Raw genomic sequence first — 15,813 nt, 5'->3', positions numbered from 1 at the left:
CAAGAAAAATGATATATCTAGCAAAAACATAGTTTGGTCTATATAATGCAACTTCTACCTATTAAAAGAACATACACCCTTTTACATACGACATCATTTTTCTAAATTATACAGGGGGGAACGAACATGACCATTGAAAATCAATTTATTCAAAAAGTTTACTATAAAACATTTTTAACAGAAGAAACTTCTACTCCTGCATCGGAAGTACTCGGTGAAGCATATATAAATGAATCTAAAAATGAATTCTCCAACATTTCTAATATTCGATTTGCTCAAGGTGAATTTTATTATCAAAATAAAGATTTTGAAGCAGCTATATTTAAATGGGAAAAAGTAAATAATGCTCTTGCACTTTGGGCGACAAAAAATATTGCAGATGCTTATTTTGAACTAGGATTCTTACCAAAGGCAGAAGAAATTTATCAATCTATTCAAACGGAAGATACAACTCTTACGATGGAGGTTTCCTTACAACTTCTTTCTCTTTATATCGAACAAGATCGTTTAGGACTCGCTTTTAAGACGATTAGTGAAGCTGTTGCATTCCAACCGGATTATCCAAATATTACTGCAATTGCACGTTCTTTCTATGAAAAACAAGAAGATTGGAACAACGCTATCGAACTAGCTGTTCAAGAAGGTATTCGAACACAATCTTTACACTGGTTTGATACGTTAATAAATTACATAAACAAAGGATTTACAAAAAATATTAAGCCTGAATATTTCTATGAGTCTTTAAAAGCTCTATATGCTGTTGATCAAGCTCAATTTAAAGAGCTTGTTATTGCTCTTTGGAATAGCTATCAACATGAATCCTTATACCTTCCTTGGATTCAAAGTATTAATCATTTATTCTTGCATATTGAAACAGACAATAATGACGATTGGAATGAAATTTCTACTCGCTATCAAGAAACATACTTTGCATTAATTACCGGAAATCATTTTATGCATGAATTAAACGGACTTGTACCAAATTTATTAACAAATTGGTTTAGTTTAACGAAAGCAAAAGATTCTCTAGTTGTCTCTGCAGCAGTGTTAGCATGGAATGAAGTCTCACCTACAACTTTAGAATCATTACTCGTAAAAAGTGCTGGATCCTTACTTTCTAATACATCAGCTGAAGCAGATGTAAATATGGAAACAGTTTCTCATTTATTCGAAACAATCGCTGTATGGGCTGAGAAAAATGATGTAGATTTAAGTCATCAATTTACGCTACTAGTCCATGAACTATGTGATTTAAATGTCACACCACTACTAATAGCTGGAACTAGTGACCATGATAAAACATCATTTGTTAATTCAATATTGGGAGAGAACATCTTAACTGAAACTTTAACAACTCCTATTCTATTTAAAGACGCTAGTCAAACTGAAATAACAGAATTTACCGAGTTAGATATACGAAATATCCCTAACCTTGATGAATTCCATCAAATAACGGCTACATCTGCTCAGTCAGAACTTGAGAAAAAATGTATAGAAATTAAGCTACCAAGTAGGTTTTTAAGAAAAAATAAGTTTACATTTCTTCTTACACCATCCATTCAAGAGCAATTGGATAAAAACAATGCATACTTTGAATACTTACAAGCAGCAGATAGTTTTGTTTACGTATTAAATTCTTCTTCACCATTGCATAGTAAAGAAATTGATACATTAATTTATTTACGTGAACAAGTACCAAACTTACAAATTCACTTCGTATTACACACAAATAATACGACTACTAATGAAAAACTAATTAGTAAACTTAAAGTACATTTTCCAGATGCACAATTCTTCCCATACTCTCCTTCGCAAGAGAGTAGCCAGCAACTTGGAGATGTAACAGAATCTATTCTCTCTAATCTTGCAAAACGCGATATAGAAAAAGAACGTATAGAAAAGCTAATATGGTTTACACAAAAGACAATTGCTTATCTCATAAATGAACGTGTGGAATTAGAAAATACATTAGTAAAATCCGTACGCTGGAATAAACACATCTCAGTGAAACTTACTGGATTTATTAATAACCTTACTGCTCTTGAAAAAGATAAAATTCGCTCTATTACCGAATCCTATCTTTTAACGAAAGAAGAAATTACACGAGATATACATTCTCAAATTCCTGAATTATTACAGAGTTGCTCTGATCTTGTTCAAGAAGATAGTGATTTCAAACTAGTTCATGAAGAATTAAATGCTGCAATGAATGAACGTGTTCAAAAGCATGTACAACAGGTACTTCTTCCTAAATTTACTGGGTCTATTCAAGAATGGATTGAAACAGCACATAATGAATTTATTCAAGCTCAAGCTTATTTAGATGAAATGAGTGAAACGTTTAATAAATTATATAAAGAAGAACGTATGAAACTTCCTTGCGATTTCAAATTATTAGATGATTGGAATCGAGATGTTGCACGAATGACAAATCGAATTACAGTAACGAACATCAATATTTTATTACGCTTTACACCGACACAGTTTTTCTTAAAAAGTGCCGGAAAATTATTTGGTAATATGCAAAAAAACCAATCTATGCTCGCCAACAAATATAAACAATATATTGAAACAGAAGACTATACAGAAATTGCTCACACAATTTCCAAACAATTCTTCCTTCAATTTGAAGTATTTGAAGGTGCATTAGAACGTGATATCATGATGTTCTTCAAAGATCCACTTAATATATTGAAACAAAATGTAGATGCAGCTCAACTTGAGATACAGGAAGACGAGCAAACATTAGCGACGCTAAGAAGCAATCCAGAAACATATCATGATCCTTTGGCGTTATTTAAACTACAATTACTACAACATAAATTTGTTTTAAGTACTACAAAGAAACATGAAGATATCTCTGTATCAAACGAATCTCCTACTGTTTAACAAAAAAACCAAGCAAACTAAAATTTGCTTGGTTTTTTTACTTTATTATTTTCATATGTTCAAACGGATAATAAATGCCTGCTAACTTTCCTAACACATCTTCTCTATCAATAAAACCTAAACCATTTCTACTATCTTTACTTATTAAGCGATTATCTCCCATAACAAAAATCTTATTTTTAGGAACTGTAATCGGTCCAAAGTCCTCTGTTAAATTCATAAGTTTTTTTTCTGCTTGTTTTTTATTACTATCCAAATACTCTTCATCTTTCACTTCAGAATTTACATATAATTGATCATTTCTCATCTCAATTATATCTCCAGGCAATCCAATCACTCTTTTGACATAAAAATTATCTGTTTTCACAACAATAATATCTTCTCTCCCATAGCTTTCAAATTGTTTTGCTAACTTATTAACAATCACCTTATCTCCATCTTGCAACGTTGGCCTCATAGATGCTCCTTTTACAGTCGTCGGAAAAAACACAAAAATTTTCGCCAAAAACACCAATAAACATGCAATTGCAATAGTTCCAAAGAATTCACGCCAACGTTTTTTCTTTTGCATCATTTCACCAACTCATCATCTTTTTACTTTTATTATAAATAATACGACCGGTGATTTTCTACAAAATTCTGAATTGTAAAATTATAATATCAGAAATTTTAAAATAAAAATACTGATCAAATTAACAAGCAAAAAAGATACTCTCAAAATAGTCTATCCACTATTTTTGAGAGTATCTTTTTATAATCCCACATATACAATACACATTTGAGCAGCTACATATGTAAGCCAAATCCAAAGTGGCTCATACTTCAATTTACGCCCTCCGATATCTGTCACGCCAATAATGAAATCAGAAATTACAAACAGTAAGCCACCAAACGCTGGTATCCACCATATCCCTGTATTTTCATAATATAAGGCGAATGCAAAGCAAGCCATTCCTCCAACCCACAATCCGTAAATTAGAGCTCCTATCGTAAACAACTTATCCTGTTTATCATTTCGGATAAAGAAGAACCATCCTACAATTAGAAAGAGCCCATATACGAGTAAGCCAATCCAAAAACCATTCCATGAAATTCCTGTTTGCAAAAATGCTTTTACATAAAAGCAATGAGCAAGAGCGAAAGTAACCATCCCTCCAATTAATCGATGACCAATTGGAATCAGCCCAGCCATAAACAAATCTCCCACAGTCGATAAAGTCATACCAAGTGCAACCCACGTACTATACTCTACAGATGGATCTTGTAACCATATGCAAATTGCACTACCTGTTAAAGAAAAACTAAGAATAAGACGAATTGCTAAAGGTAACGGCATATTATCTTTCGTTCTTTTTGTCTGCCCCATTGCATAAATTGCACCAATAAAAAAAAGAAATATTTGCCCAATTAACACCACGTAAAGTAGATTCATAATATTTTCTCCTCAATAAATGCTTTTTGTATCTTTTTTCGTTACACTTAGTCTATTATCCTTTTTCTATGAAAAAAGAAGAACAGTACTGTTCTTCCATTGTAATCGCTTTTCTGCTCTCTATGCTACTTGTTTTTCTTGCTCCATTTTTTGCTTAGCTGGTGTCCTATTTACCACAATGATTCCCGCGGCTACACATGCTAAACCGAGTAGCACAAATGAATGAATTGCTTCACCTAAAATCATGCTCGATAATAACACACCAAATACGGGTATAAAGAACATGTACATAGATACTTTTCCAACCTTGTTGTACTTCATAATTGTATTCCAAATGCAAAAACCAGCTGCAGATAAGAAAGATAAATAAATTAGCATAAGTATTACATGTAGACTAAATGTAAATGGCATGACTCCAACTTGTAAAGCCCCTATACATAATAATCCTATAGAACCAAAAACCATTTGGTATGCTGTCATATAGCCAACATCTAATGTTTTACTACCTTCTTTTGCTAATATGTTTCCATATGAATACAGCATTGCTGCACTAAGAAGTAATAAGCTTCCGATCCCAAAATGAAATGATAAGCTACCATCACTCGGCACATTTACTAAAATGACGCCACAAAAACCAATCGATACCCCAATTATTTTTCTCATATTGAGAGCATCATCTTTATATAAAAAATGGGCGAGTAAAATTTGAAAGAATGATGATGTCCCTGAAATGATAGCTCCTTCAATTCCTGAACTATAACTCATTCCAATGTAAAAACAGATATATTGAAGAAACGTTTGGAATAAACCAATTTGTATTAACTGTTTCCCTGTTCCTTTTTTGAAGCTCATATCTTTTCCTAACACTTTAAAGAATAATAAGAGCATGACTCCAGATAAAAAGAAACGATAACCGGCAAATAATATTTGCTCTCCAACTTCTTGTGGTTGAATTCCAAGTTCAACATAACTTAACTTAATAAAAGGAAATGCGCTTCCCCATAAAAAAGTTGCTACTATTGCAGCAATAAATACGCCAATCGGATGGGTAAAAAATTTCTCTGTCCTCACTTGTTGTCTTCCTTTCCGACCTTTTTATGAACAATATTCATATATACCAGAGGAGTTGCGAAAACACAAGTTTTCCGTTTATACTTGAAACAAAACCGTACCATCTCATAAAAACATATGATATAATATAGAATAATTACAACATAATAACTATTAAAAACAGATTCAACAGAAATGCTGCTATCCATTATGGATGGCAGCTTTCGTCGTTTTATAGGGGTTTCGATTTTGATTATTTTTCTCAATAAGAATTCGGAAGGAGCGGGTAGTAATGAACTCAGAAGTAAAAACGTTACAGGCAAAAGAAACAATTTCCCATCCCTCTTTATGGGACACATTAAAAAAACATTATGAACTTGTATTTGCAGTAGCATCTGGTATTTTTATTTTAGTTGGCTGGTTATTCACAAAGAACGATGCAATGAATGTAGGTATTACTTGCTATATCCTTGCTTATATAGTTGGTGGATATGCAAAAGCGAAAGAAGGCATTGAAGATACGATTGAAGAAAAAGAGCTAAATGTTGAAATGCTAATGCTCTTTGCAGCTATTGGTGCTGCAATTATTGGCTACTGGGCAGAAGGGGCTATCTTAATCTTTATCTTTGCGCTCAGCGGTGCTATGGAATCTTATACGCTAAGTAAAAGCCAAAAAGAAATTTCTGCTCTTCTTGACTTACAACCCGAAGAAGCATTACGTATTTCTAACGGAACTGAGGAACGTGTTCCTGTTGGAGGGTTACAAATTAACGACATTATTTTAATTAAACCAGGTGAACGTGTTCCTGCTGACGGTACGATTCATAACGGTGAAACAAATATCGATGAAGCAGCAATCACGGGAGAACCTATTCCAAATGAGAAAAGACATGGCGATGAAGTATTTGCAGGTACTGTAAATTTACGTGGTGCTATCGAAGTTAAAATTACGAAGCCAAGCGATCAAACATTATTCCAAAAGATTATCCGTCTCGTCCAAAGTGCACAAAGTGAAAAATCACCATCACAACTATTCATCGAAAAGTTTGAAGGAACATACGTAAAAGGTGTACTACTCGTTGTTGCGCTTATGATGTTCGTTCCTCATTTCTTACTTGACTGGAGCTGGAATGAAACGTTTTATCGCGCTATGATCTTACTTGTAGTCGCATCTCCTTGTGCACTCGTTGCTGCCATTACACCAGCAACGTTATCTGCAATTTCTAACGGAGCAAGAAATGGAATTCTCTTTAAAGGTGGCATACATTTAGAACGCCTCGCTTCAGTAAAAGCAATCGCCTTTGATAAAACAGGAACATTAACAGAAGGAAAACCTACCGTAACAGATGTATATGTTCGAGAAAATATGACAGAAAAAGAAGTACTTTCTATTACAGCATCCATTGAAAGTCACTCTACACATCCTTTGGCTGAATCTATTGTTAAATATGCACAACATGCGTACGACATTACATTAAAAAAACCTGAAAAGGTTGAAGATGTAACTGGTTTTGGGCTAAAAGGAATATTGGAAAACACTGCTTATAAAATAGGTAAAGCTGATTTTATCGGTGAAGAAACAAAAACATTTCATAATGGTATTTCTGCCTCACTTGAAAAGGAAGGTAAAACTGTCGTTTATATTAGTGATGAGGGAGGCATTCTTGGACTTATCGCTTTAAAAGATACGCTTCGCCAAGAAACAATAGCTGCTATTCGTGAATTACAAAGCATTGGTGTCGAAGCAATTATGATTACTGGAGATAATGAAGAAACGGCAAAAGCAATTGCCTCTGAAAGTAATATAAAGGAATATTACGCATCATGTTTACCAGAAACAAAAGTTGAAACGATTAAAAAGTTAAAAGAAAAATACGGTACAGTAGCAATGGTCGGAGACGGTATAAATGATGCACCTGCACTAGCTACTGCTAGCATTGGTGTCGCAATGGGAGAAGGAACAGATGTAGCTTTAGAAACTGCGGATGTTGTACTGATGAAGAACGAACTATCTCGTCTTTCCCAAGCAATTCGTTTATCAAAACGAATGAACCGTATTGTGAAGCAAAACGTAATCTTTTCGCTAGCCGTTATTGCCATGCTAATTTGTTCAAACTTCTTGCAATTTTTAGCTCTTCCATTCGGTGTTATTGGCCATGAAGGAAGTACGATTCTTGTCATTTTGAATGGCTTACGATTATTAAAAGGCAGCAAATAAAACGGGTCCCTCATAGAGGACCCGTTTTTTTAATGATAGCTATTATGACCGTTCGCACTGCTACTCGTTTTATGCTTTGGATGCGAACTGCTCTTTTGTTTATTATTACTTTTATTGTTATGGTTCTTTTTATTATTACTCATGAAATATCCCCCCTGTTCCTTTTTATTATGGAACAAGAGCTCATTATTCATTACGGGAATTATTGTCACCGGTTCTATAATGGTGGAGTAAACCATTAATTTCACCGCCAAGTAAAATTACCCATCCAGTTAAGTAAAACCATAACATTAAAATAATGATACCACCGAGACCACCATATGTATTGGCGTAATTCGCAAACTTATCTACATAATAAGCAAATGAGTACGATACCACAATCCATCCTACAGTAGCAAATAACGCCCCTGAAATAACTTCTCTTCTTTTTAACTTTCGATCTGGGGCAAATGTATATAAGAAACTAAACAAAGCAAATAGCACGAAGAAACTCGCTACTAATCGTGTAATGCTCCACACGAAAGAAAAACTATCTGATAAACCGAGTGCTTTAAACACTGCTGCTCCAATAACTTGTCCGAATACCGGAACAATTAACGCAAAGACAATCATAAAAATAATAGCTAATGTAAACACAATTGATAACGCTCTTGTTGTAATAAAAGAACGTGTTTCCTTCACGTCATAAGCGCGGTTAAAAGCATTCATAACCGCATTAACACCATTTGAGGCAAACCATAACATGGATAATAAACCAAATGATAATAAACCACCATTTTGCTGGTTTACAACTTTATCTACATTTACCTCAATTAAGTTCATTGCATCATCTGGTACATAAACCTCTAATAAACTAAGCACATCCTCTGTTTGAATGGGAATAAATCCAAGAAGCGTAATTAAGAAAACGAGCCCAGGAAAAATTGCAAGCAAGAAGAAATAAGCGAGCTGTGCTGCCAAGCCCGCTACATCATCGCGCATCGTCCGGTCATATAAATCTTTACCAAACGAATAAGTACGATTTCTTCTCACCTTTTCTAAAATTTTTCTCATATATGTTTAAACGCTTTTCTTCTCTTCTTTATCTTGCTTTAACTCAATGTACGCTTCAGTTTTTTTTTCCACTGCATTTGAGTCTTTCATAAATAATTCACGCGCTTCTTTCATACCACCATCTTCAGCAACTACTGGCTCTTCTTCTGCTTTCAGCTCATCTACCTTTGGAGATACAGCTTGAATTTCAATCGTTTCTGGCTTTTCTTCTGGCTCAACTTTTTTCTTACTAAAAATTTCTTTCGTTTCTTTTAACGTCTCTACAACAGATGGTGTTAATTTTTTAATTTCTGCTACTTTCGCTTTTACCACATTGAAATCAGCAAGTTCGCGTCCTTTATCTGTAACAGTTTGCACTTTTTCTTTGATCTTTGCATTTTCACCAATTTCAATCATCTTTGTTTTTGCTTTTTCTGCTGTATTTTTTACTTTTTCACGGTTTTCTTTCTTTAACATGGATACAGCTACACCTGCCGCTACACCAATCGCAATGTTTCGAGCAATATTATTTTTCTTTGCCATATTCCTTCACCCTTTCATTTCTTATGTTAGAAAGTATTTCTTTCTAAGCTTCCTCATATTCCTTGTTCATTTCGAATGAAAGCTAATAGCTTTGCACACCCTTCTGTTACAAGGTCATATACTTCTTGGAAATTCCCTGTATAGTAAGGGTCAGGAACGTCTGTCCAGCCACCGTCTGGAACAAAGTCGGACAGCCTACCAATATAGCCTCCAGTTTTACCTAAACTTTTTAAATCTGCTATATTCTTGTTGTCCATGGCAATAATATAATCAAACTTTGTTAAGTCTTCTTTTTCTACTTGCCTTGCTTTAATTCCTTCAAAAGTGACTGCATTTTCTTTTAAAATTTTTTGTGTTCCTTTATGTGGCGGATGGCCAACATGCCAATCTCCAGTTCCTGCAGAATCAATGACAATTTTCTCTTCAAGTCCCTCTTTTACGACAAGATTTCGAAAAATCGCTTCTGCCATCGGAGAACGGCAAATGTTCCCAAGACAAACAAACAATACTTGAACCATACTTTTGTTTCTTCCCTTCTTGGTGCATTTCTTAATATATACTTATAGTATAAACAACCAATTATTAAATATAAAGGAAATCCCTACTAATTTAATGGGATTGAAAAGATTCATTAACGAAAATGATAAAAAATGTTAAGATAGCCTTATGTTATTTTAAAGGGGGACACTTCGGTGGATTTATCCGTAAAGTCAGAAGAAAACGTTGAATATATGGTCGAAGCTATTAAAGAAAAATTACGTATGGTTAATGCTGGAGCGATGAGAGCTGCTAGTTTTAACGAAGAAATGTACGAAGATTTACGTGACATTTATGATCATGTTATGAAACGTGAAACATTCAGCATTAGTGAAATGCAAGCTATTACAGAAGAATTAGGTACATTAATTAAAAAGTAAAAAAGCCTCTCTTATATGAGGCTCTTTTTTATTTCCAACAAATTCATGACAACTCATCTCTTTCCCTCAACCAACTGTAAAATATTGTACAATAGAAGTAGAACCTCATCTTAGATTTTTTCTCCATACATACTACTCACAAATAATAGCAACACTACCATTGCTAACTGTTTTTACTGGAGGTGCTTACTTATGAGCAATTGGTACAGTAAGACGAAAGATCAAACATTAATTGACCTAGAAACAAACGAACAACACGGTTTAACAGATGAAATTGTAAGTGAACGTTTAAAGCAATACGGTTCTAATGAATTAGCTACAAAACAAAAACGCACTTTATGGCAGCGTATTTTCGCCCAAATTAATGACGTCCTCGTATATGTCCTTATTATTGCTGCCCTTATTTCTGCCTTTGTAGGTGAATGGGCGGATGCCAGTATTATCGCGCTTGTTGTAGTTTTAAATGCTGTTATCGGTGTTGTCCAAGAATCTAAAGCAGAACAAGCTTTAGAGGCACTAAAAAAGATGGCAACACCTAAAGCTATCGTCAAGAGACATGGTGAACTAAAAGAAATTCCATCTGAACACGTCGTTCCAGGGGATATCGTTATGCTCGATGCCGGACGATATATCCCCTGCGATTTACGCCTTATTGAAACCGCAAATTTAAAAGTTGAAGAATCTGCTCTAACTGGTGAATCTGTCCCTGTTGATAAAGATGCAATCTACCACCCTTCCATGCAAAGTGATGAACAAGTACCACTCGGCGATCAAAAAAACATGGCCTTTATGTCTACTCTTGTAACATACGGAAGAGGCGTCGGTGTTGCTGTTGAAACTGGAATGAACTCACAAATTGGTAAGATTGCTACCCTTTTACATGAAGCAGATGATGATATGACACCACTTCAAAAAAGCTTAGCACAAGTCGGAAAATATTTAGGCTTTGTCGCTGTAGCTATTTGTATCATTATGTTCCTCATCGGTTTTTTACAAGGCCGGGATACGTTAGAAATGTTTATGACTGCTATTAGTTTAGCCGTTGCAGCTATTCCAGAAGGCTTGCCAGCTATCGTTTCCATCGTTCTTGCAATTGGTGTGCAACGTATGATTAAACAAAACGTTATCATTCGCAAACTACCAGCTGTTGAAGCCCTCGGTTCTGTCACAATTATTTGTTCAGATAAAACAGGTACGTTAACGCAAAATAAAATGACCGTTACTCACTTTTATAGTGATAACACATACGATCGCTTAGAAAGTTTAAATGTAAATAATGATGCGCAACGTCTATTGTTAGAAAATATGGTGCTATGTAATGATGCGTCTTATAATAACGAATCACAAACGGGAGACCCGACTGAAATTGCACTTCTCGTTGCTGGAACCACTTTTAACATGCAAAAAGATTATTTAGAAAAAATACATGAACGTGTTAACGAAGTACCTTTCGATTCAGATCGTAAAATGATGTCAACCGTACATACATACGATGAAAGCTACTATAGCATGACGAAAGGCGCTATCGATAAGCTCTTACCTCGATGTACCCATATTTTTAAAAACGGCAAAATCGAGATTTTAACTGATTCTGATAAAAATCAAATATTAGAAGCTGCCGGATCAATGTCTCAAGAAGCTTTAAGAGTACTTTCATTCGCATTTAAACAATACGATTCAAACGATGTGGATATAAATCATCTTGAAGAAAATCTTATCTTTATTGGTCTTGTCGGTATGATTGATCCACCGCGAACTGAAGTGAAAGATTCAATTAAAGAATGTAAAAAAGCCGGTATTCGCACAGTTATGATTACTGGTGACCATAAAGATACCGCCTTTGCAATTGCCAAAGAACTTGGCATTGCTGAAGAAATATCGGAAATTATGATTGGAACTGAATTAGATAACATTTCTGATACAGAACTAGCTAGCAAAATTAATCATTTAAATGTATTCGCTAGAGTCTCTCCAGAGCATAAAGTGAAAATTGTAAAGGCATTACGCGCGAAAGGAAATATCGTTTCTATGACTGGTGATGGTGTCAATGATGCACCATCTTTAAAGCAAGCTGATGTTGGCGTAGCGATGGGCATTACAGGAACAGACGTTGCAAAAGGGGCAGCAGATGTCGTGTTAACAGATGATAATTTCTCATCTATTGTGAAAGCCGTTGAAGAAGGTAGAAATATTTATCGTAACATAAAAAAATCAATTCTCTTTCTACTCTCTTGTAACTTCGGAGAAATTATCGCTTTATTTTTAGCAATTTTACTCGGCTGGGCAACACCACTACGACCTATTCATATTTTGTGGGTGAATTTAATTACAGATACACTGCCTGCATTATCACTTGGGGTTGATCCTGAAGATCCAGATGTGATGAAGGAAAAACCACGACATGCGAAAGAAAGCTTATTTAGTGGCAGCGTTCCTTTCCTGATTTTCAATGGAGTTATCATTGGACTTTTAACGCTAATAGCTTTTATCGCCGGAGCAAAATTCTATACCGGAGATACAAATTTATTCCCTCTTTTCCCAGAGCGAATTGATGACGATGCTCTATTACACGCTCAAACGATGGCATTTGTCGTTCTTAGTTTTTCTCAGCTCGTTCATTCATTTAACTTGCGTTCAAGAACGAAATCCATTTTTTCAATTGGGGTATTTACAAATAAATATTTAGTCTTCTCTCTTCTTATCGGTATTTTAATGCAAGTTTGTATCATCTCTATCCCACCTCTTGCAAATATATTCGGTGTACATGCATTAACGATGCGAGATTGGGAATTTGTTCTCTTATTAAGTATCATTCCACTTGTTGTGAATGAGATTATTAAATTAGTGAAGAGAAACTAAAAGGCAATGAGGAATAGTCCTCATTGCCTTTTCATTTACCCTTGTAATTCTTTTTTAATGTTCTCAGTTAATGTAGCCATACGTTTGCGGCTTTCTTCACGCTCACGTTTGTTTTGCTCTTCAATTTGTTGTGTTTCTTGCATACCTCTTGAAATAATGTTCCAAGTTTCCTCAAGCGTTTCCATCTTAATACTAGAAGAACCTGATAATCTTGCTACTTCTACACTTTGCGTTGCGATATTTTGTGCATTTTTCTTAAGTAATTCATTTGTACGGCGATCCAATTCAGCCATAGAATCTGCAACAAGCTTTTGACGCTTCGCATTTACCGCTTGAATGATACCATTTTTAAAAATAGGAATCGTTGTAATAAATGCTGTATTAATTTTACCAATTAATTTATTATTACCACGTTGAATCATACGAATTTGTGGTGCTGTAAGTAACGCAACCATACGTGCTTTTTCTAAATCATCAATACGTTGTTCTAAAATTTCAACAGAGTTTTTAAGCGACTCTAATTCAATACCTGCTAATTGATCATTATTACGCACACGCTCTTCATACATCGGAACTAATTCTGTATTTAAACGCTCTAATAGCATTTCTCCTGCTACTACGTACTTCTCTAAGTCTAAATAATATTTTAAGTTTTGCTCATACAAGCCATCTAACGTACCAATTGATTTTTTCATCTCATCTTGGTACTTCGTAATTTCCACATATACTTTATCAATTTCACGGCCCATCGTTTGATACTTGCTAAAAATTTGTTCTATCATTTTATCCGCTTTTTTGAACATACGTGAGAAGAAACCACTTTTCTCTTCCGCAAAGTCTTTGCTATCAAATCTGTCCATAATTTTACCAAGCTGTTTTAATAATTCACCAGAATCTTCTATCTTTGATAATGACATTGTATGTAAAATTTGATCAGCAAAACGTGAAATTTCCATAGAAGGTTCTTTTCCAAGTTCAATTAATTCTAATTGATCTTTAATATCTACCGCATTATAAATACGTTGTACATCCGCATCTTTTCTAAGTTGTAAGCGAACATCTTGTGCTGTTTGCTCATTTAATTCTGTTTTCGGATCTAGTACGACTGGGTTATTCATATAGTATTCTCCCTTTCCTTATAAAAATGGACGAAATAGTCCTTTTATTGTTTGTGATAAATTTTTATAAGCTGATGAACCATGAAACTCAAGATCGAAATTAACCTCTTCAAGCCAATGGGAATCAAATGCCCCCGCTTCAATATACGGTTCAATATCGTTTCTTCCCGTTGGATTGAAATGGAATACATCTACTCCAATTTGATTTAAAAATAGTAATAAAACAGCATCAGAACGAGTTAACTCTCCACTCTTCTCATTATTAAATATAACAATTTTCGGTACATCTTGTGAATAATCAAATTTCTCAAGCTGTTCTAAAATATTCGGTGGTATTTGAGAAAGTTGCGCGAAAACATATAGCGCTACATCTTGTTTCGTCTCTTTCGCAATTGGTTTGCACATTTCACTTTCACACGTATGGATAATCGCTTCTGCAATCCCATGTTGTAAACCTTCCGGTAAACGCTTATGCGGCCACCAATGGCTATTCATAATTAGATCAGGATGTAATTTCCCCCCACGGTCTAATGCATCTCGGTAATGATATTGGAAATTTGCTTTTTGTTCTTTCGTAAACGGGAATGTATTAATTAATAAACTATTATCAAATGATGTAACAGCCTTTAATCGTTGAAAATACTCTTTATCATTCTTTGAAACACCTGATATTTTCGCAAATAAAGAAGGAATATAAATGTGTTTATTTTCAACAAAGAATGTCGGACGTACAAACGCCTTTTCTTTCGTAATTAAAAAGAGTTCATCATATGTTGTTTTTAGTGTACGAGCTACAGGCGTATAGGAACGGAATTGCCACGGCTTGTACAGCAGTGAATTATCGTGGTGAAGTACTTGCTCAATTTCTTTTGAAGCTTGATACGCTACTGTTGCCACACGCTCGCGGCGGCGATCTGGAAATGGTTCAAGAGAAATACGGCCTGGATGAGACACAATAAAGGTCCTTCCCTCTTCATCGACATTCTCAAATCCATCTTTTCCTTCTGGATGATAATAAAGCACATCACAACCGAGCATAATAAGAAAGTATAAGAAATATATACGGCTTTCCTGTGCATCACCATACCAAACGATACGCGGCATTTGTTTCTTATAGTTAATTGTAGAGAACCACTTCGCTACGTAATTTTCGCTTAGTTTAATTATGTCGATTAAGAAACGACGGAAGCCTTCTGTCTTTAATGACTGATTATGTTGTTTCTCATATAATTTCAATAGTGAAATAAACGTCGTATGTATGTAATGCTGTAAATCAGGATTGTCTACTTTCGGTAAAAGTTGTTTCCCAGATAAGTGTGCAACTAACCTATTTACTGTCAGACCATTTGGTGCTTCTTGATGTAATCCGAACACTTCTTGAATATGACGAAGCTTTTCCGAATCAATCACTTTGTTTAAATTTTGTTCGTGTAAAACTTCGATTCCTTTCGCTTCACTATAATCAAACAGTTCATTAAAATATTCATCTACATCATTAGGAACGCCAAGGATTCGACATGCTATATAACTAAATTTCATCTCATTCTCTGTCAGTTCATATTGTGGACGTTTTTCTAAAAGCGTTTCAAATTGCTTTAAATCTGATTCATCTTTTAATGCATATGGTTGAAGTGTAAAACGTGAAAACACAACAGTTCACCTCCAAAAACATTTACGTTTTTTCTAAGTCCTTCTTCTATTATAAACTATTTTTGGTTATAAAAAATGGGCGCTCACAAAACGAGCAAACCCATT

General features: G+C 34.6%; 12 protein-coding genes. 4 read left to right on the top strand and 8 right to left on the bottom strand.

What is annotated here, in order from left to right; all coding sequences use genetic code 11:
• Window positions 1–126: 126 nt before the first annotated feature.
• Window positions 127–2,889, top strand: a complete 2,763-nt coding sequence (locus MKY21_RS02335; RefSeq protein WP_341075350.1) for a tetratricopeptide repeat protein — start codon at window positions 127–129, stop codon at window positions 2,887–2,889.
• 37 nt (window positions 2,890–2,926) lie between these two features.
• Here MKY21_RS02335 and lepB read toward each other — a convergent pair whose 3' ends face one another.
• The 3 genes from lepB to MKY21_RS02320 form a co-directional block, all read right to left on the bottom strand.
• Window positions 2,927–3,463: a signal peptidase I gene (gene lepB / locus MKY21_RS02330; protein WP_000983308.1), complete on the bottom strand. Its 537-nt coding sequence runs from the start codon at window positions 3,461–3,463 to the stop codon at window positions 2,927–2,929.
• Between the two features lie 177 nt (window positions 3,464–3,640).
• Window positions 3,641–4,321 (bottom strand): lysoplasmalogenase, encoded by a 681-nt coding sequence (locus tag MKY21_RS02325; RefSeq protein ID WP_001051071.1) that lies wholly within the window; start codon window positions 4,319–4,321, stop codon window positions 3,641–3,643.
• Window positions 4,322–4,441: 120 nt separating this feature from the next.
• A complete protein-coding gene (locus tag MKY21_RS02320) occupies window positions 4,442–5,392 on the bottom strand; it encodes a DMT family transporter (protein ID WP_341075348.1) in 951 nt (316 codons plus the stop codon).
• A gap of 271 nt (window positions 5,393–5,663) precedes the next feature.
• On the opposite strand from MKY21_RS02320, the gene MKY21_RS02315 reads away from it, so the two are divergent.
• Window positions 5,664–7,589, top strand: a complete 1,926-nt coding sequence (locus MKY21_RS02315; protein ID WP_001083770.1) for a heavy metal translocating P-type ATPase — start codon at window positions 5,664–5,666, stop codon at window positions 7,587–7,589.
• Between the two features lie 186 nt (window positions 7,590–7,775).
• On the opposite strand, the gene MKY21_RS02310 is transcribed toward MKY21_RS02315, so the two are convergent.
• The 3 genes from MKY21_RS02310 to MKY21_RS02300 are packed head-to-tail and all read right to left on the bottom strand — an operon-like array spanning window position 7,776 to window position 9,682.
• On the bottom strand, window positions 7,776–8,642 hold the full coding sequence (locus tag MKY21_RS02310; RefSeq protein WP_001226536.1) for a YihY/virulence factor BrkB family protein: 867 nt from the start codon (window positions 8,640–8,642) through the stop codon (window positions 7,776–7,778).
• A gap of 6 nt (window positions 8,643–8,648) precedes the next feature.
• Window positions 8,649–9,164: a DUF4075 domain-containing protein gene (locus tag MKY21_RS02305; protein WP_001085388.1), complete on the bottom strand. Its 516-nt coding sequence runs from the start codon at window positions 9,162–9,164 to the stop codon at window positions 8,649–8,651.
• A 53-nt stretch (window positions 9,165–9,217) separates the two neighbouring features.
• Window positions 9,218–9,682 (bottom strand): low molecular weight protein-tyrosine-phosphatase, encoded by a 465-nt coding sequence (locus MKY21_RS02300; protein WP_000250916.1) that lies wholly within the window; start codon window positions 9,680–9,682, stop codon window positions 9,218–9,220.
• Between the two features lie 174 nt (window positions 9,683–9,856).
• On the opposite strand from MKY21_RS02300, the gene MKY21_RS02295 reads away from it, so the two are divergent.
• Together MKY21_RS02295 and MKY21_RS02290 are read left to right on the top strand one after the other, a co-directional pair.
• Window positions 9,857–10,081, top strand: coding sequence for a DUF1128 domain-containing protein (locus tag MKY21_RS02295; RefSeq protein ID WP_000366196.1), 225 nt, complete (start codon window positions 9,857–9,859; stop codon window positions 10,079–10,081).
• A 192-nt stretch (window positions 10,082–10,273) separates the two neighbouring features.
• Window positions 10,274–12,940, top strand: a complete 2,667-nt coding sequence (locus MKY21_RS02290; RefSeq protein ID WP_341075345.1) for a cation-translocating P-type ATPase — start codon at window positions 10,274–10,276, stop codon at window positions 12,938–12,940.
• Between the two features lie 35 nt (window positions 12,941–12,975).
• Here the strand turns inward: MKY21_RS02290 and MKY21_RS02285 are convergent, their stop codons facing one another.
• Window positions 12,976–14,058 (bottom strand): toxic anion resistance protein, encoded by a 1,083-nt coding sequence (locus MKY21_RS02285; RefSeq protein ID WP_001064405.1) that lies wholly within the window; start codon window positions 14,056–14,058, stop codon window positions 12,976–12,978.
• A gap of 18 nt (window positions 14,059–14,076) precedes the next feature.
• A complete protein-coding gene (locus tag MKY21_RS02280; RefSeq protein ID WP_000492867.1) occupies window positions 14,077–15,708 on the bottom strand; it encodes a YceG family protein in 1,632 nt (543 codons plus the stop codon).
• Window positions 15,709–15,813: the final 105 nt, after the last annotated feature.

Origin of the sequence: Bacillus sp. FSL R9-9497 (assembly GCF_038005805.1) — a bacterium.
In the GTDB taxonomy this organism is placed as follows: domain Bacteria; phylum Bacillota; class Bacilli; order Bacillales; family Bacillaceae_G; genus Bacillus_A; species Bacillus_A cereus.
This window is presented reverse-complemented; position numbering and strand designations above follow the sequence as displayed.